We start from the raw sequence: 15,838 nt of genomic DNA, 5'->3' as shown, positions 1-15,838 counted from the left end.
GCACCAGAAACCCCGAGAGCACGCCGAGCGCCACTCCCGGTGCAGCGTCTCCCATCCGGAGACGTCAACCCCCGAATGGAGCTTCGACATGAACTCGATCTTCCGCAAGAGCATGCTGTCCGTCGCCGGCCTGTGCATGTCCGGTGGCATCGTCGCCGGCCCGGCCGTGGCGGCACACGCCGCACCGGCGCAGGCCGGTCCGAAGGCGCCGCCGGCCGCCGCCAAGGGCAAGGGCAAGGGCGAGCGCAGCGCCGGCTACCAGTACGAGCCGCAGCCGAACTTCTTCTACTGCGGCCCGGCCTCGACCCGGATCGCCCTGTCGGCGGAGGGCAAGGAGGTCAGCCAGGACGAGCTGGCCGCCAAGCTGGGCACCACCGAGAACGGCACCGACTCGGCCATCGACATCACCCGGGTGCTCAACGAGTACACCGGTGGCAAGTACAAGACGACCGAGATCCGGGACGACGCGGCCACCAAGGAGCAGGTCGAGCGCCTGCGGGCGGACGTCAAGGCCGCCGTGGACCAGGGTCGGCCGGTCGTCGCCAACATCCTGGGCGGCGCGCTGGACATCGACGGTGTCGAGCACAGCTACCCCGGCCACTACGTGACCGTGGTGCAGTACAAGGACGACGGCAACACGGTGCTGATCGCCGACCCGGCCAGCCCGAACGAGCCGACGTACTGGATGGACGTGACCGAGCTGGCCAACTGGATCGCCGGCCGCGGTTACAGCTCCTGACCGAGCGCGCAGGGCCGGTCTCCCCCGAGCGGGGAGGCCGGCCCTTTCGGCGTCCGTCCGGTCCCCGGCCCCGCTAGAGTCTGGACCGTGCGTCCGGTGATCTTCGACCTGTTCCACACCCTGGTGCCCGGCGGCGACCCGGAGCGGGACCGCGTGGTCGGCGAGATGGCGCTGATGGTGGGGGTGGAGCCGGCCGCACTGGTCGAGGCGTACCACGCCACCTGGCGGGACCGGATGACCCGCTGGGACGCCGCGGAGACGGTGCGCATCCTGGCCGGCCGGCTCGGCGGCGCGCCCACCAAGGAGCAGGTGCTCCGGGCGGCGGCGCACCGCCGGGAGCTGGCCGGTCGGCTGCTGGACGGGGTCCCGCCGGCGACCCTCGCGGTGCTGGACGCGCTGCGCGCCGACGGTCACCCGATCGGCCTGGTCAGCAACGCCACCGCGGAGACCGCCGAGGCGTGGCCGTCGACCGACCTGGCCCGCCGGTTCGACGTGGCGGTCTTCTCCAGCGACGTGGGCCTGGCCAAACCCGACCCGGCGATCTATCGGCTGGCGGCCGAGCGCCTCGGCGTCGCACCGAGCGAGTGCGTCTTCGTGGGCGACGGCGCGGACGGCGAGTTGGCCGGCGCGGCGGCGGTCGGCATGACGGTGGTCCGCACCACCGAGCACAACGACAGCGACCCGGCCTGGGTCGGCCGTGAGCTGACCGCCCTGGGCGAACTGCCCGACCTGCTCCGCGAGCCGGCCCGCGGGCGCTGACCCGGCGACGCCCTCCCGCCACGGGGACGGGAGGGCGCCGGGCGCCGGGATCAGCGGGTGAGGATCTGCGACAGCACGTCGTGCACGTGCGTGTTCGGGTGCTTGCCGGTGAACTGCTCGGCCAGCGGGCCGTATGCGGTCACCGGGACGTCGGCGCCGGTGTGGCCGCTGGTGGTCCAGTCGAGGTTGAAGGTCTGGGCGCTGCCCTTGATCGGGAACGGCCCGTCCTCGGCCGAGATGCCGTCACCGGACTCGTCGGTGGTGGCGGTGTCCTCGACGGTCAGCCCGCCGCACTCGTGGTCGCCGGTCACCACGACCAGGGTGTCCGGGTGGCCGGCCGCGTAGTTGCGTGCCACCGCCACGGCCTTCTCCAGCTCGCCGAGCGCCTGGAGCATCCGGGTGCCGTTGTTGTCGTGGGCGAACTCGTCGATGCCCTCCTCCTCGACCAGGAGGAAGAAGCCCTTCTTGTTCGTCGACAGCGTCGACAGCGCCTTCTCGGTCATCGTGGCCAGGCTGGCCGGCGGGGCGTAGACGTCGCCCTGGTCCTCGGGCCGCTGCTGGAACAGCTCCTCGTTGCCGAAGAGGCCGAGCAGCTTGCCGCCCTTGGCGGCCTGGAGCTGGGCGGCGGTGGAGACGTACTGGTAGCCCTTGGCCTTCGCCTCGGCGACCAGGTCGCCCTTGGTGCCCTTGCTGGCCTCGGACGGGTCCTGGGCCGGCTGGTCCGGGTACGCGCCGGCGTTGCCGGCCGGCAGCCACCAGTCCTCGCCGCCGCCCAGGATCACGTCCGGCCGGGTGACCTCCAGGTACTGCCGGGCGATCTCGTCCTGGACCGAGCGGTCGGCGGTGTTGGCGAAGAAGGCCGCCGGGCTGGCGTCGGTGACCTGGGCCGTGGTGACCAGGCCGGTGGCCTTGCCGGCCGCCTTGGCCTGGGCGCCGAGGGTGGGCAGCGGGTTGCCGTCCACGTCGACGCTGATCGCGCCGTTGTAGGTCTTCTCGCCGGTGGCCCAGGCGGTCGCCGCCGCGGCCGAGTCGGTGATCGGCGTCTTCGGGTCGTGCGGGCTGGTGGTGAGCTGGCCCGAGTACGGCAGCTTGTCCATGGCGAGCTGGCCGTCGAGACCGGCCAGGTAGAGGCGGGCCGCCTCGCGCTGGGCGGCGGCCATGCCGTCGCCGTTGATGAAGATGACGTTGCGGGCCTCGCCCTTCGCCGCGCCGGCGTCGGCGGCGGTGATCGGGTTGGCCAGGCTCAGTCCGGCGGCGGCCACCGCCCCGGCGACGACGGGGGCGAGCAGCCAGCGGCGGGAACGGAATGTCACGGGTGTCCTCCTGGCGGATGGAACGCTTGGCGGCCATCACGCAACCGCAGGCACAGGCCGAACAGCTGACCGGCAGATTAACGGAGGACGGCCGTTGCCGGGACTCTTGTCGCCCGGGGCAACGGCATTTCGGCTGGTTGGGCCGACCGCACCGGGGTAGTGGGCCAGGCAAGCCGTTCCGCAACCCACCGGTAAGGGGCCACCGAGATGACCGACGTACAGACGGAACGGGACGTCGTCGACGTCCTGATGACCGACCACCACGAGGTCGAGGCGATCTTCGTCGAGCTGGAGAGCCGGCAGGGCACCCCGGAGCACCGGCGGCAGCTCGCCGATGTGGTGATCGCCGAGCTGGTCCGACACGCCGTGGCCGAGGAGGCCTACGTCTACCCGGCCGCCCGCAAGTCCCTCCCCGACGGCGACCAGCTCGCCGAGCACGAGATCGCCGAGCACGCCGACGCCGAGCGGACCATGAAGGCACTGGAGTCGCTCGACCCCTCCGACCCGCGCTTCGACGAGCTGCTGGGCAAGCTGACCGCGACCATCCGGCACCACGTCCAGGACGAGGAGAACGACCTCTTCCCCCGGCTCCGCGCGGCCTGTGCCCGGGAGGAGCTGGTCGAGCTGGCCGGCAAGGTGGAGGCGGCGAAGAAGTCGGCGCCGACCCGGCCGCACCCGGCCGCCCCGGACCACCCGCCGGCGAACAGGCTGCTCGCCCCGGGCACCGGCCTGGTCGACCGGATGCGCGACGCGCTCAGCGGCCGGCCCACCTCGATGAAGGAGCTGCGCGAGAAGTCCTGACCACCGACCGCGGCGGCCACGCTCCCGGCGCGGGGGGCGTGGCCGCCGCCGGGTGTCAGGGTGTTTGCGGGTACGGGTCGAGCGGGCGCTCGAAGAAGCTCTCCAGCACCACCACGGTCTGCGTGCCGGTCACGCCCTCCACCTGGAACAGCCGGCGCAGGCTGGCCTGGAGCTGCTCGGGTGTGCCGACCCGGATCTTCACGAGCAGCGAGGCGGGGCCGGCGATCACGTGCGCCTCCTCCACCTCGGGCAGCGCGGCGAGCGCGTCCCGGGTGGACCGGTCGCCCATCCAGGCGTTCGCCTCCACCAGCACGAACGCCAGCACGCCCCGGCCGACCGCGGCCGGGTCGACGTCCACCGTGGTCCGCCGGACCACCCCCTGCTCGCGCAGCTTGCGCACCCGTTCGTGTACCGCCCCGGTGGAAAGCCCGACCGCCCCGGCCAGCGCCGCGTACGACTGGGTGGCGTCGTGTTGCAGCGCCGCGATCAGCTTCCGGTCCACGTCGTCCACGTCCGCGCCTCCGTCAGGTGTTCTACCTCGTCACTGAATGTCGTTCGGCCATGTTAGCGTCTTGCCGAACCTCAGTCACAGGTGGAGGCGGTCAGCGTGGATCGGTTCAGGACGCGTTTCGAGGTGCGGGACGAGCGGTTCCGCCGGGTCAACGGCGACGAGTGGACGGAGTGCCTCTGGACCGGGGGCCGTTGGCTGGAGGGGCCGGCCTGGTTCTCCGCCGGGCGCTATCTGGTCTTCAGCGACATCCCCAACGACCGGCTGCTGCGCTGGGACGAGACCACCGGGGCGGTCGGAGTGTTCCGCCAGCCGGCCGGCTACGCCAACGGGCACACCGTCGACCGACGCGGGCGGCTGGTGAGCTGCGAGCAGGGGCGGCGGCGGGTCACCCGGACCGAGGCCGACGGCACCGACACGGTGCTCGCCGAGCGCTGGCGCGGCCAGCGGCTGAACAGCCCGAACGACGTGGTCGAACACTCCGACGGCTCGATCTGGTTCACCGACCCGAGCTACGGCATCGACAGCGACTACGAGGGTCACCGGGCCGAGAGCGAGATCGGCGGCAACCACGTCTACCGGATCGACCCGCACGACGGCGAGGTGCACCGGGTAGCTGACGACTTCGGGCAGCCGAACGGGCTGGCGTTCAGCCCCGACGAGTCCCTGCTCTACGTGGTCGACACCCGGGCCAGGCACCTGCGCCGGTTCGCGGTGACCGAGGGCGGCGCACTGCGCGGCGGCGAGGTCTTCGCCACCTGCGACGCCGGCTCCTTCGACGGGGTACGCCTCGACGACGCCGGCCGGGTCTGGGTGGCCGCGCACGACGGGCTGCACTGCTTCGACCCGGACGGCACGCTGCTCGGCAAGCTGCACCTGCCGGAGGTGGTCGCCAACTTCACCTTCGGCGGCCCGAAGCGCAACCAGCTCTTCATCTGCGCCTCCAGTTCGCTGTTCAGCCTGCGGGTCAACGTCAACGGGGCGCGCTACCCGGGCTGGTGATCACTCCTCCGGGGCGATCCGCCGGAGGCCGTCCACGTCGGACACCACGATCGCCTCCAGCGGGCAGGACTCGGCCGCGTCCAGCACCGACTCGTCGGCGGTGATCCGCTCGGCCACCGGCCGCGACAGCCCGTCGACCAGCACGAAGTGCTGCGGCGCCACGCCGGCGCAGATCCCGGACCCGATGCACCGGGTGGGGTCGACGTGCAGCCGCCACTCCATCTCCCCGCTCACGCTTGCTCCCCCGTCCCGGCCCGGCTCACCAGGCCACCGGCATCGCCACCAGGCCCCGCACCAGCAGGCCGCTCTTCCAGGTCAGCTCCTGCACCGGCACGGCGAGCCGGAGCCCGGGCGCCCGGTCGAGCAGGGTCTCCAGCACCACCCGCAACTCCATCCGGGCCAACTGCGCGCCGACGCAGTGGTGCACGCCGTGGCCGAAGCCGAGGTGCGGGTTGACCGCCCGGGTCAGGTCCAGCCGGTCGGCGTCGGCGAAGACCGCGCCGTCCCGGTTGGCCGCCGGGATGGAGACCACCACCGGCTCGCCCGCCCGGACCAGCACTCCGCCCAACTCGACGTCCTCGGTGGCGTAGCGGGGGAAGGCGGCCGTCGCGCCCAGCGGGATGAACCGCATCAGCTCCTCGACGGCGCCCGGCACCAGCTCCGGCCGGTCCCGCAGGGTGTCCCAGGCGCCGGGGGTGGTGAGCAGGACGTACACCATGTTGGGGATCTGGGTCACGGTGGTCTCGTGGCCGGCGGCGAGCAGCCCGGCGGCGAGGGTGACCATCTCCTGCTCGGTGAGCCGGTCGGCGTTCTCGTCGCGGGCCCGGGCCATGGCACTGAGCAGGTCGTCGGTGGGTTCGACCCGGCGCCGGGCGATCAGCCCGCCCATGTAGGCGAGCAGGCTGTCGAGGTAGTGCTGCGCCAGCCCGGGATCCAGCGAGGTGGTCGAGACTATCGCCTCGGACCAGGTGTGGAACCTGTCCTGATCGGACACCGGCACGCCGAGCAGGTCGCAGATCACCCGGATCGGCAGCGGGGTGGCGAGGTGCGCCACCAGGTCGGCGGGCGGCCCGGCGGCCAGCAGCCCGTCGACCAGCTCGTCGGCCACCGCCCGGGTACGCGGGCGCAGCTCCTCCACCCGGCGCGCGGTGAACGCCTTCGCCACCAGCCGGCGCAGCCGGGTGTGCTCCGGCGGCTCCATCGAGAGGATGCCGGTCTCCTGCTGGCGCGGCGTGTTCCGGGGTTCGTCGCGACCGACCGACGCGGCCCGGCTGAACCGGGGGTCGCCGAGCACCGTCTTCACGTCGGCGTGCCGGGTGGCCAGCCAGGCGGGCTCGCCGTAGGGCAGTTGGACCCGGACCAGCGGCTGCTCGCGCAGCTCGGCGTAGCGGGCGTCCAGGTCGAGCTGGACAGGGGCGTTGAACGGGTAGCGCTGCGGGATGGTCGCCTCGGAAGTGTCGGTCACCGGCTGGCTCGCTCTCGTCCACGGCACCGCGGGCGGTGCGGGTCGACTCCGCACGACTCGACGCTGAGTCATGCCCCGACTGCGGATGGTAGCGAGATCGGTCGATGGAAACCAGAGGACTGTTCCGGTCCCGACACGACGATCCCGGGCCACCCACGCGGGACGGCCCGGGATCGCGGCGCGGTCAGCGGCCGGTGTCGCCCTCGCCGGTCCGCTGCTGCGCCATGTCGACGCCCTTGTCGATCTTCTCGTCGTACTTGCCCTCGGTTCGTTTGTCGGCCATGTCGCCGCCCTTTTCGATCCCCTGGTCGACCTGCTTGTCGTGCTTGTCGGCCAAGTCCTTGGCCTTGTCCGTGAAGTCGCTCATGCCGGTTCTCCCTTCGATACCGTGAGTGCCTTCCCTGGCGCCGGAGGCACAAACGCGCCACGTCCGAAGGCCGCCCGGGTGTCGGATTCGCGTGCGTCGGGTACCAACGGCCACGATCGAGGAGGCGACGTGGACGAGGACGCTGGAACGCCGGAATCGGCGGAGCGGAACCGGGCGGCGGGACCGCGGCAGACCTGGGCGGGCCTGCCCTGGCCGGTGCGGACGGCCGTCACCTGGAGCGCCTGCCTCGTGGTGGTCATCGCCGCGCTCTGGCTGCTCGGGAAGATCGCGGTGCTGCTGGCGCCGCTGGCCGTGGCGCTGGCCGGCACGCTCTTCCTCGCCGCGCTGCTCGACCCGGTGCTGCTCCGGCTGCGCCGGCTCCGGGTGCCACGGGCGCTCGCCGCCCTGCTCAGCGTCCTGCTGCTGCTCGGCGTCCTGGTCGGCGTCGGGGTGCTGGTGTGGAACCTGACGGCGAGCCAGTTCAGCGAGCTGAGCCAGCAGCTCGAACAGGGCCTGGAGCGCAGCCGCGACTTCGTCACCTCCAGCCTGCCGGTCACCGACGAACAGCTCGACCGCCAGATCGAGCAGATCCGGAGCGGGCTGAGCGGCAGCGCCCCCGACCCGGTCGCCGGGGCGCGGACGGCCGCCGAGGTCGCCGGCTCGATCCTGCTCGCCCTGGTGCTGCTCTTCTTCCTGCTCAAGGACGGCCGGTCGATGTGGCACTGGGTGCTGGGCCGGATGACCGGACCACGCCGCGACCTGGCCGCCGAGGCAGGCCGGGCCGGCTGGCGGACGCTCGGCGCGTACAGCCGGGGCACCATGATCATCGCGGCGATCGACGCCCTCGGCATCGGGTTGGCGCTGGTGGTGCTCCGCGTACCGCTGGCCCTGCCGCTCGCGCTGATCACCTTCCTCGGCGGGTTCGTGCCGATCATCGGCGCCACCGTGGCCGGCGCGATCGCCGTGCTCGTCGCCCTGGCCGCCAACGGCCCCACGACCGCCCTGCTCACCCTCGCCGCGGTGATCGCCGTGCAGCAGATCGAGGGCAACCTGCTGGAGCCGCTGGTGATGAAGCGGCAGGTGCAGCTGCACCCGGCGATCATCCTGGTGGTGGTCACCGCCGGCACGCTGATCGCCGGCATCGCCGGCGCGTTCGTCTCGGTGCCGATCGCCGCGGTCACCTGGCGCGTGCTGGACACCGTGCAACGCCACCGCGCCGCCCTGCCCGGCTGACCCGGCTCGCGGTCAGGCCGGGTGAGGCTGGCGCAGGTGGGTGATGAACCAGGTCCCGGCCTGGTCGGCCACCTGCTCCAGGGTGCCCGGCTCCTCGAAGAGGTGGGTGGCGCCGGGCACGATCCGCAGCTCGGCGATGTCGCCCAGCTTCGCCCGGGCCTGCTCGTTGAGCACGATCACCTGCTCGTCCAGCCCGCCGACGAGCATCAGCGTCGGGGCGCGTACCGCCGAGAGCGCACTGCCCGCCAGGTCCGGGCGGCCGCCGCGGGACACCACGGCGCCGACCTGCTCGGGCCGGGCCGCCGCGGCGACCAGGGCGGCGGCCGCGCCGGTGCTGGCGCCGAAGAGCCCGATCGGCAGCCGACCCAGGGTCGGCTCGGCGGCCATCCAGTCGACGATGGCGGCCAGCCGCTCGGCGAGCATCCCGATGTCGAAGCGCAGCTCGGCGGTGACCGCGTCCCGCTCGTCCTCCTCCGGGGTGAGCAGGTCGACCAGCACCGTGCCCAGCGCCCGCCCGTTGAACTCGTGCGCCACCGCGACGTTGCGCGGGCTGTGCCGCGAACTGCCGCTCCCGTGCGCGAACAACACCACCCCCACCGCCCCCGACGGCACGATCACATCCGCCGGCAAACCCCCGTCCGCGACGGGCACCCAGACCTCACGCGTCTCCCCCATACCCCACACCTCCGCCCCGCTCATACCCACCGACGCGGTGATCATGAGAACCGTTCTCCCCCACCGCCAACCTCATGAACACCGGGGTGGGGGCCGGGCGCGTGAGGGTTGCCTTGACGTCGGCGGCAAGGTTTAGCGTTTGGGCGGTCAGGGGCGAGCAACCTGGTGGGGCGGGTGGGATGCGGATCGGGGAGTTGGCGGAGCGGGCCGGGACGAGCACCCGGACCCTGCGGTACTACGAGTCCCAGGGGCTGGTGTGCCCGCGCCGGTCGGCGAACGGCTACCGGGTCTACGACGAGGCGGAGCTGCGCGTCGTGCACGAGATCCGGGCGCTGCTGGCGGTCGGCTTCGGGCTGGACGACATCCGGCCGTTCGTGGCCTGCCTGCGGGCCGGCAACAGCTCCGGCGACGTCTGCCCCGACTCGGTGGCGGTGCTGCGGCGCAAGCTCGCCGAGGTGGACGACTACCTCGACCGGCTCGGCGCGGTCCGCCACCAGCTGCACGACCAGCTCGCCCGCGCGATCGCCCATCGGGAGGAAACATGCCTCAGGACACGCAGCAGGGCCGACTGACCCCGGTCACCGACGAGACCTTCGCCGAAACCGTGTTGGCCGCCGACCGGCCGGTGGTGGTCGACTTCTGGGCGGAGTGGTGCCCGCCCTGCCGCCCGGTCTCCAGGCACCTGGCGGAGCTGGCCGAGGAGTTCGGCGACGCGCTGCGCTTCGTCACCGTGAATTCGGACGAGAACCCCCAGAGCACGCGGGCGTACCAGGTGATGTCGATGCCGACGATGCTGGTGTTCCGGGACGGCCAGGTGGTCGGCTCGATCGTCGGCGCCCGGCCGAAGAACCACCTGCGGCTGAGCTTCGCCCGGCACCTCGACGGTTGAGCCGGCCGGGATCGGGAAGGCGCGGGGTGACCACGGACCCCGACCGATCGCGAGGATCGTCATGGCGAAACAGGACAGGTCCCAGGAGCAGGAGCTCACCGACCAGGAACGCCGCAAACAGGAGCTGAAGGGCTCGTCGGACTGGGCGGACCGCGCCTCCGTGGCCCGCACCGCCGACGACGCGCGGGCGACGGCGCCACGCGACGCCGGCGGCCGGCCGTCCAACGGCCGCCAGTTCTGACGTACGCCCGCAAGCCCCGGTCCGCGCACCCGCGGGCCGGGGCTTCGGTCAGGTCAGGTTCTCCGGCAGGTGCATCAGGGGCGCCCGGCCCGGCGGCTGCTCCGGCTGCGACTCAGACGGGTGCGCCGGCGGCACCGGCACGGTGACCGGCTGGGCGGCGGTGACGCGAATCGTCTCGGCGTGGTGGCGCAGCTCCACCACGGTGTCCGGCCCCCCGTCGCGCAGCGAGTACGTGGTCTGGTGCGGCCGGACGTCGACCCGCAGCCGCATCGAACGCCACTGCAGGGAGAACTCCAGCCGGCTGAGCCGGCTCGGGAGCCGGGGCGAGAAGGAGAGCGTTCCGTCGTGGTCGCGCAGGCCGCCGAAGCCGGCGACCAGGGCGATCCAGGCCCCGGCCAGCGAGGCCATGTGCACCCCGTCCCGGGTGTTCTCGTTCAAATCGTGCAGGTCCATCAGCGCGGCCTCGCGCAGGTAGCGGTGGGCCAGCTCGGGGTGACCCACCTCGGCCGCCATCACCGCCTGGGTGCAGGCGCTCAGCGAGGAGTCCCGCACGGTGCGCCGCTCGTAGTAGTTGAAGTTGCGCATCTTCTCCGGGCCGCTGAACGCGTCGCCCCGCCAGTGCATGGCGAGCACCAGGTCCGCCTGCTTGACGACCTGCTTCCGATAGAGGTCGAAGTACGGGTAGTGCAGCAGCAGCGGGTACTTCTCCGGCGGGGTGTGCTCGAAGTCCCACTCCTGCAACCGGGTGAAGCCCTCCACCTGCCCGTGCACCTCGACCTCCCGGTCGTACGGGACGTGCATGGCGTGGGCCGCGTCCCGCCAGGCGGCCGCCTCCTCCTCGGTGACGCCCAGGTCGAGGGCCTGGTCCCGGTGGCGCATCGCGCACTCGGCGGCGGTGAGCAGGTTCCGCTGCGCCATCAGGTTGGTGTAGACGTTGTCGTTCTTGACCGCGGTGTACTCGTCCGGGCCGGTCACCCCGTCGATGTGGAACCGGCCGGTGCGGTCGTGGTGGCCGAGCGACCGCCACAGCCGGGCCGTCTCGACCAGCAGCTCCAGCCCGATCTCCTGTTCCACCGTGCGGTCGCCGGTGACGAGCACGTAGCGGCGCAGCGCGTCGGCGATGTCGGCGGCGATGTGGAACGCGGCCGTCCCGGCGGGCCAGTACGCCGACGACTCCGGCCCCTCGATGGTCCGCCACGGGAAGGCGGCACCCGCCAGGCTCAACGTCCGGGCCCGCTCCTGCGCCTGCGGGAGGGTGGAGTGGCGCCAGTAGAGCGCGTCCCGTACCGCGCCCGGCTGGGTGTAGGTGAGCACCGGCAGCACGAACATCTCGGTGTCCCAGAACGCGTGCCCGTCGTACCCCGGGCCGGTGAGGCCCTTGGCGGCGATCGGCCGGCGTTCCGCGCGGGCGCCGGCCTGGAGCACGTGGAAGAGGCCGAACCGGACGGCCTGCTGCACCTCCGGGTCGCCCTCCACCCGCACGTCGGCGGCGTCCCAGAACTCGTCGAGGTATTCCCGCTGCTCCCGGCGCAGCCCGTCCCACCCGTCCAGCCGGGCCGCGGCCAGCGCCGCCCCAACCTGGTCGCGCAGCGCCGGCAGCGACCGCCGGCTGGACCAGCCGTACGTCAGGTACTTGACCACCCGCAGCTTCTGGCCGGGCTTGAGCACGCACCCGATGGTGGTACGGACCCAGTCCTCGTAGCCCTCGGATTCGATGCTGATGCGCTCCGGGGCGTCCACGTCGTGCCCCATCTGGGCGGCGACCCGCAGCCCGCTGACCTTCGTGCGGTGGATGAGCAGCCCGCCGTCGTCGGTGGTCAGCTCCTCCTCGGCCTGCAACGGCGACTCGAGCACGGCGGCCACCCGGGGGTCCCGGCTCTGCGGCGGCAGCGTCTCGTTGGCCACCAGCTCGGACTGGAGGATCAGCCGCAGCGGCCCCTCCAGCGCCTCGACCTCGTAGTGGATCGCGGCGACCGCCCGCTGGGTGAACGACACCAGCCGGGTGCTGCGGACCTTCACGTCCCGGCCGGCCGGCGAGCGCCAGTGCAGCTCGCGGTGGAGGGTGCCGGCCCGCAGGTCGAGGACCCGCTCGTGGGAGAGCAGTTCGCCGTACCGGACGTCGAGCGGCTCGTCGTCGACCAGCAGCCGGAGCAGCTTGCCGTTGCTGACGTTGACGATGGTCTGCCCGGACTCGGGGAAACCGAAGCCGGCCTCCGCGTACGGCAGCGGGCGCAGCTCGTAGAAGGAGTTCAGGTAGGTGCCGGGCAGGCCGTGCGGCTCGCCCTCGTCGAGGTTGCCGCGCAGCCCGACGTGGCCGTTGGAGAGGGCGAAGACCGACTCGGACTGGGCCAGCACATCCATGTCGAGCCGCACCTCACGGACGTGCCACGGCTCGACCGGGTACGCCCGTTCCCGGATCACGCGCGCACCCCGGAGAGCAGCTCGGCCAGGTCGGTGACCACCACGTCGGCGCCGTGCGCCCGCAGGTCGTCGGCCTGGCCGACGCGGTCGACGCCGATCACGTACCCGAAGCCGCCGGCCTTCCCGGCGGCGACGCCGGCCAGCGCGTCCTCGAAGACGGCCGCGTTCGCCGGCTCCACCCCGAGCAACTGCGCGCCGGCGAGGAAGGTGTCCGGGTGCGGCTTGCCGCGCAGCCCGCGCTCGCGGGCGACGAGCCCGTCCACCCGGGCCTCCAGCAGCGGGTCCAGCCCGGCGGCGGCGACCACGTCCCGGCAGTTGGCGCTGGCTGAGACCACGGCCCGGCGCAGCCCGGCCCGGGCGGCCGCCTCCAGGTAGCGCACCGAGCCCTCGTAGACCTCGACGCCGTCGGTGTGGATCCGCTTGAGCAGGATGACGTTCTTCCGGTTGCCCACCCCGTTGACGGTTTCCGCCTCGGGCGGGTCGTCCGGCGCGCCCTCGGGCAGGGTGATCCCGCGCGAGGCCAGGAAGGAGCGCACCCCGTCGGCCCGCGGTTTTCCGTCCACGTACCGGTTGTAGTCCGGGCCGGGGTCGAACGGGCGGAACGGCTCGCCGGTGACCGCCGCGCGTGCCTGCAGGAACGCGTTGAAGGTCTCGGTCCAGGCGGCGTTGTGCACCTTGGCGGTCTGCGTGAGCACACCGTCGAGGTCGAAGAGACAGGCGGTCACGTGAGCGGGTAGGCCCAGCATTGTCTGAATCTATCCATGGCACCGGCCGGGCAAACCCGATTCGGACCTCAGCGGTTCGGGCGAAGTGTCCAGACCACGGTGAGCACCGAGGTCACGGTGCCGTCCTCGGTGCCAATCTGCACCTCGACCGGGAACTCCGGCCGCTGCCCGGCGTCCAGCTCGGCGATCACCTCGGCCGGGGTACGCCCCAGCCGGGCGGTGGCCAGGACCGGCCCCAGGGCGACCTTCTGGTAGCGGATGCTGGCGGTCACGGCCAGCGGCACGGCGCGGTCGAGCACCGGCCCGAACGCGGCGAGCACCACGGCCCCGGAGGCGGTCTCCCCGAGGGTGAACATGGCCCCGGCGTGCGGGCCGCCGACGTGGTTGTGGTGCTCCGGGGCGTCGGGGAGCCGGACCACGGCCCGGACGCCGCCCTCGGCCTCGGGGGCGACCTCGACGAATTCGATACCGAGCGTGCGGGCGAACGGCACGGCCTCCAGCAGACCGGCCGCCACCTGGCGAGAGTCGATGGACATGCCCAGACGCTACTTGTCAGTAACTTCCCGGGCAAGGGCGCCCGGGTAAGCGGGCACGGCCTGGCCGGCGGTGTTTCTTTCGGCATCGCTGCGCAGCACGCAGAACTCGTTGCCTTCGGGGTCGGCCAGCACGACCCAGCCGCTGCCGTCAGGCTCACGCCGGTCGGCGACAACGGTGGCACCCAGGGCCAGGACCCGCTCGACCTCCCGGTCGCGCGGCACGTCCGGTTGCAGGCAGATGTGCACGCGGTTCTTCACGGTCTTCGGCTCCGGCACACGCTGGAAATAGAGCCTGGCGCCGTCGGGCGGCTCGATGACGAACTCCTCGTCATCGGGCTCGAACTCCGGGTCGACCGGGCAGTCGAAGACCCTGCTCCAGAAGTGCGCCAGCTCGTACGGGTCGGCGCAGTCGAACGAGACGTTGCGGATCACGGTCCCCATCGCGCCACCCTCCGGCCGGGCGGAGAAGGGGTCAACTCAATTCTCAGCGACGCTTGGCGTACGAGACGAAGGACGCCCAGCTCGTCGGAGTGAAGGTGAGCGCCGGCCCCTGCCGGTCCTTGCTGGCACGAAGGCACCGTTCAGTCCCGGGTAGGCGCCGGCGCCTCGCGGCACCAGATGCAGGTGGACGCGCGGCCGGCGACCCACCTCGACCAGGTGCCGCAACTGTTCCCGCATGACCTTCGGGCCGCCGACCGGCCGCTCCAGCACGGTGTGGTCGAGCACGGCCACGAACTGCGGTCACCCGGACGCGCAGGAAGCCCGCCGGGGCGAAGGTCGTCAGCGCCAGCCGACGTCGATCCGGTCGCCGCGCTCGTCGAAGAAGTGCAGCGCGTCCATCCGCACCTGCACGGCGAGCGGGTGCCCCGCCGACACCGCCGGATACGGTGCCAGCCGCACGGCCAGCTCCGCCGGGCGGCGGTGGTGCCGGCCCGGGTCGGGCAGCACGCTGGTCCGGCTCCCGCTGCCGCTCGGCGCGGCGGAGACCGGGGCGTCCGCGGCCCGACCGGCGAACCGCTGCATCACCTGGCCGAACCGGCGCAGGCCGCGCTGGCCGGGGGCGGCGTTCTCCGCCGGGGAGCCCATCTCGTCGACCACGATGGCCGTGGCGCCGATGTCGAGGAAGGCCAGCGACTCGTGGCCGTGGTGCTCCAGGTAGCGGATCCGGCCGTGGAGCACGTCGCCGGCGGTGTCCGGGGCGACCGGGGTGAGCGCCTCGGCTCGCATGCCGACCACGATCCGCTCGCCGTGGTAGTGCGCCACGGCCCGGCTGCGGATGTCGTCCCAGGGCAGGTAGAGCGCCTGCTCGCCGAGATTCAGCGTGACGTACCGGTCGAGGTGGACGTAGACGGACGCCTCCAGCAGGTTCATCCGCGGGCTGCCGAGGAACGCGGCGACGTAGAGGGTGGCCGGGCGGCCGTACACCTGGGTGGGGGTGCCCACGTCCTGGAGCACGCCCTTGCGCATGATGGCGACCCGGTCGGCCATGGTCAGCGCCTCGGCCTGGTCGTGCGTGACGTAGATGGTGGTGACGCCCAGCTCGCGGGTCAGCCCGGAGATCTCGGCGCGCAACTCGGCGCGGAGGCCGCTGTCCAGGTTGGAGAGCGGCTCGTCCATGAGGAACAGGCCGGGCCGGCGCACTATCGCCCGACCCATCGCCACCCGCTGCCGCTGGCCGCCGGAGAGCTGGCTGGGCTTCCGCGCGAGCACGTCGCCGATGCCCAGCGCGCTCGCCACGTCCTGGATCCGCTCGCCGCGCCGCTCGGGCTCGACGCCGGAGAGCCGGAGCGGGAAGCCGATGTTGTCGCCGACGGTCATGTGTGGATAGAGCGCGAAGTCCTGGAAGACCATGGCGATCTTCCGGTCCCGCGGCGGCAGTTCGTTGGCCACCTCGCCGCCGAGCATCACCGCGCCCGAGGAGGGATCCTCCAGGCCGGCGACCATCCGCAGGACGGTGGACTTGCCGCAGCCCGAGGGGCCGAGCAGCACCATGAACTCGCCGTCGTTGACGTCCAGATTGATGGTGTCGACCGCGACTGTCCCGTCCTGGAACACCTTGGTGACATCCTTGAGCGCGACGGTGGTCACCGTCACCTCCCCAGCTCTCGGCCGAACCCGGGATTGACTGTGACCAGGATCATGGGGTCCGCACATCGGGTAAACG

General features: G+C 72.6%; 19 protein-coding genes and 2 pseudogenes. 8 read left to right on the top strand and 13 right to left on the bottom strand.

The features are described 5' to 3' along the window. Positions 1–88: 88 nt before the first annotated feature. Both AB0F68_RS03795 and AB0F68_RS03790 read left to right on the top strand, forming a co-directional pair. On the top strand, positions 89–739 hold the full coding sequence (locus tag AB0F68_RS03795) for a C39 family peptidase (protein ID WP_357332787.1): 651 nt from the start codon (positions 89–91) through the stop codon (positions 737–739). An 87-nt stretch (positions 740–826) separates the two neighbouring features. Continuing rightward, positions 827–1,498, top strand: coding sequence for an HAD-IA family hydrolase (locus AB0F68_RS03790; protein WP_357332786.1), 672 nt, complete (start codon positions 827–829; stop codon positions 1,496–1,498). A 50-nt stretch (positions 1,499–1,548) separates the two neighbouring features. Here AB0F68_RS03790 and AB0F68_RS03785 read toward each other — a convergent pair whose 3' ends face one another. Next, on the bottom strand, positions 1,549–2,811 hold the full coding sequence (locus tag AB0F68_RS03785; RefSeq protein WP_357332785.1) for an alkaline phosphatase: 1,263 nt from the start codon (positions 2,809–2,811) through the stop codon (positions 1,549–1,551). Positions 2,812–3,018: 207 nt separating this feature from the next. On the opposite strand from AB0F68_RS03785, the gene AB0F68_RS03780 reads away from it, so the two are divergent. Continuing rightward, positions 3,019–3,612, top strand: coding sequence for a hemerythrin domain-containing protein (locus AB0F68_RS03780; protein WP_357332784.1), 594 nt, complete (start codon positions 3,019–3,021; stop codon positions 3,610–3,612). A 55-nt stretch (positions 3,613–3,667) separates the two neighbouring features. Here AB0F68_RS03780 and AB0F68_RS03775 read toward each other — a convergent pair whose 3' ends face one another. Beyond that, on the bottom strand, positions 3,668–4,123 hold the full coding sequence (locus AB0F68_RS03775) for an Lrp/AsnC family transcriptional regulator (RefSeq protein WP_357332783.1): 456 nt from the start codon (positions 4,121–4,123) through the stop codon (positions 3,668–3,670). Positions 4,124–4,219: 96 nt separating this feature from the next. On the opposite strand from AB0F68_RS03775, the gene AB0F68_RS03770 reads away from it, so the two are divergent. Next, on the top strand, positions 4,220–5,122 hold the full coding sequence (locus AB0F68_RS03770) for an SMP-30/gluconolactonase/LRE family protein (RefSeq protein WP_357332781.1): 903 nt from the start codon (positions 4,220–4,222) through the stop codon (positions 5,120–5,122). On the opposite strand, the gene AB0F68_RS03765 is transcribed toward AB0F68_RS03770, so the two are convergent. The 3 genes from AB0F68_RS03765 to AB0F68_RS03755 all read right to left on the bottom strand — a co-directional run bounded on the left by AB0F68_RS03765 (position 5,123) and on the right by AB0F68_RS03755 (position 6,954). After that, positions 5,123–5,356, bottom strand: coding sequence for a ferredoxin (locus tag AB0F68_RS03765; protein WP_357332779.1), 234 nt, complete (start codon positions 5,354–5,356; stop codon positions 5,123–5,125). It abuts the gene before it with no gap. A gap of 25 nt (positions 5,357–5,381) precedes the next feature. Beyond that, positions 5,382–6,587 (bottom strand): cytochrome P450, encoded by a 1,206-nt coding sequence (locus tag AB0F68_RS03760; RefSeq protein WP_357332777.1) that lies wholly within the window; start codon positions 6,585–6,587, stop codon positions 5,382–5,384. A gap of 184 nt (positions 6,588–6,771) precedes the next feature. Next, positions 6,772–6,954 (bottom strand): antitoxin, encoded by a 183-nt coding sequence (locus AB0F68_RS03755; protein ID WP_357332775.1) that lies wholly within the window; start codon positions 6,952–6,954, stop codon positions 6,772–6,774. 129 nt (positions 6,955–7,083) lie between these two features. Here AB0F68_RS03755 and AB0F68_RS03750 point away from each other — a divergent pair, with 129 nt between their 5' ends. Continuing rightward, positions 7,084–8,187: an AI-2E family transporter gene (locus tag AB0F68_RS03750; protein WP_357332773.1), complete on the top strand. Its 1,104-nt coding sequence runs from the start codon at positions 7,084–7,086 to the stop codon at positions 8,185–8,187. A 12-nt stretch (positions 8,188–8,199) separates the two neighbouring features. Here AB0F68_RS03750 and AB0F68_RS03745 read toward each other — a convergent pair whose 3' ends face one another. Next, positions 8,200–8,862, bottom strand: a complete 663-nt coding sequence (locus AB0F68_RS03745) for a dienelactone hydrolase family protein (protein WP_357332772.1) — start codon at positions 8,860–8,862, stop codon at positions 8,200–8,202. Between the two features lie 179 nt (positions 8,863–9,041). Between AB0F68_RS03745 and AB0F68_RS03740 the strand changes: the two genes are divergently transcribed. The 3 genes from AB0F68_RS03740 to AB0F68_RS03730 all read left to right on the top strand — a co-directional run bounded on the left by AB0F68_RS03740 (position 9,042) and on the right by AB0F68_RS03730 (position 9,992). After that, positions 9,042–9,434: a MerR family transcriptional regulator gene (locus AB0F68_RS03740; protein ID WP_091260961.1), complete on the top strand. Its 393-nt coding sequence runs from the start codon at positions 9,042–9,044 to the stop codon at positions 9,432–9,434. After that, the gene (gene trxA, locus AB0F68_RS03735) at positions 9,404–9,751 is read left to right on the top strand and encodes a thioredoxin (protein ID WP_357332769.1); all 348 of its coding nucleotides are present in this window, start codon (positions 9,404–9,406) and stop codon (positions 9,749–9,751) included. Before AB0F68_RS03740 ends, trxA begins: the two co-directional genes overlap by 31 nt. Positions 9,752–9,812: 61 nt before the next feature. Continuing rightward, on the top strand, positions 9,813–9,992 hold the full coding sequence (locus AB0F68_RS03730) for a hypothetical protein (RefSeq protein WP_357332767.1): 180 nt from the start codon (positions 9,813–9,815) through the stop codon (positions 9,990–9,992). A gap of 48 nt (positions 9,993–10,040) precedes the next feature. Here AB0F68_RS03730 and AB0F68_RS03725 read toward each other — a convergent pair whose 3' ends face one another. The 7 genes and pseudogenes from AB0F68_RS03725 to AB0F68_RS03695 form a co-directional block, all read right to left on the bottom strand. Further along, entirely contained in the window at positions 10,041–12,413 is a 2,373-nt protein-coding gene (locus tag AB0F68_RS03725) for a glycosyl hydrolase family 65 protein (protein WP_357332765.1), read from the bottom strand. Beyond that, positions 12,410–13,159, bottom strand: a complete 750-nt coding sequence (locus AB0F68_RS03720) for a beta-phosphoglucomutase family hydrolase (RefSeq protein ID WP_357332763.1) — start codon at positions 13,157–13,159, stop codon at positions 12,410–12,412. The genes AB0F68_RS03725 and AB0F68_RS03720 overlap by 4 nt, the downstream gene beginning before the upstream one ends. Positions 13,160–13,206: 47 nt before the next feature. Further along, positions 13,207–13,674, bottom strand: a complete 468-nt coding sequence (locus AB0F68_RS03715) for a DUF4442 domain-containing protein (protein ID WP_357332761.1) — start codon at positions 13,672–13,674, stop codon at positions 13,207–13,209. Positions 13,675–13,683: 9 nt separating this feature from the next. Continuing rightward, positions 13,684–14,115, bottom strand: coding sequence for a VOC family protein (locus AB0F68_RS03710; RefSeq protein WP_357332759.1), 432 nt, complete (start codon positions 14,113–14,115; stop codon positions 13,684–13,686). A gap of 43 nt (positions 14,116–14,158) precedes the next feature. Continuing rightward, positions 14,159–14,212 (bottom strand): annotated as a pseudogene (locus AB0F68_RS03705) (DUF397 domain-containing protein); the annotation flags it as partial. An 80-nt stretch (positions 14,213–14,292) separates the two neighbouring features. Continuing rightward, positions 14,293–14,385: pseudogene (locus tag AB0F68_RS03700) on the bottom strand (Scr1 family TA system antitoxin-like transcriptional regulator); the annotation flags it as partial. Positions 14,386–14,454: 69 nt separating this feature from the next. After that, positions 14,455–15,762, bottom strand: a complete 1,308-nt coding sequence (locus AB0F68_RS03695) for an ABC transporter ATP-binding protein (RefSeq protein WP_357332757.1) — start codon at positions 15,760–15,762, stop codon at positions 14,455–14,457. Positions 15,763–15,838: the final 76 nt, after the last annotated feature.

Source organism: Micromonospora sp. NPDC023966 (assembly GCF_040639095.1).
GTDB lineage: Bacteria > Actinomycetota > Actinomycetes > Mycobacteriales > Micromonosporaceae > Micromonospora.
This window is presented reverse-complemented; position numbering and strand designations above follow the sequence as displayed.

What these genes read in the sequence shown, in the direction of transcription:
- AB0F68_RS03715 (WP_357332761.1), bottom strand. Translation starts at nt 13,674, where the DNA reads ATGTCCATCGACTCTCGCCAGGTGGCGGCCGGTCTGCTGGAGGCCGTG.
- AB0F68_RS03780 (WP_357332784.1), top strand. Translation starts at nt 3,019, where the DNA reads ATGACCGACGTACAGACGGAACGGGACGTCGTCGACGTCCTGATGACC.
- AB0F68_RS03720 (WP_357332763.1), bottom strand. Translation starts at nt 13,159, where the DNA reads ATGCTGGGCCTACCCGCTCACGTGACCGCCTGTCTCTTCGACCTCGAC.
- AB0F68_RS03730 (WP_357332767.1), top strand. Translation starts at nt 9,813, where the DNA reads ATGGCGAAACAGGACAGGTCCCAGGAGCAGGAGCTCACCGACCAGGAA.
- AB0F68_RS03745 (WP_357332772.1), bottom strand. Translation starts at nt 8,862, where the DNA reads ATGGGGGAGACGCGTGAGGTCTGGGTGCCCGTCGCGGACGGGGGTTTG.
- AB0F68_RS03740 (WP_091260961.1), top strand. Translation starts at nt 9,042, where the DNA reads ATGCGGATCGGGGAGTTGGCGGAGCGGGCCGGGACGAGCACCCGGACC.
- trxA (WP_357332769.1), top strand. Translation starts at nt 9,404, where the DNA reads ATGCCTCAGGACACGCAGCAGGGCCGACTGACCCCGGTCACCGACGAG.
- AB0F68_RS03795 (WP_357332787.1), top strand. Translation starts at nt 89, where the DNA reads ATGAACTCGATCTTCCGCAAGAGCATGCTGTCCGTCGCCGGCCTGTGC.
- AB0F68_RS03710 (WP_357332759.1), bottom strand. Translation starts at nt 14,115, where the DNA reads ATGGGGACCGTGATCCGCAACGTCTCGTTCGACTGCGCCGACCCGTAC.
- AB0F68_RS03755 (WP_357332775.1), bottom strand. Translation starts at nt 6,954, where the DNA reads ATGAGCGACTTCACGGACAAGGCCAAGGACTTGGCCGACAAGCACGAC.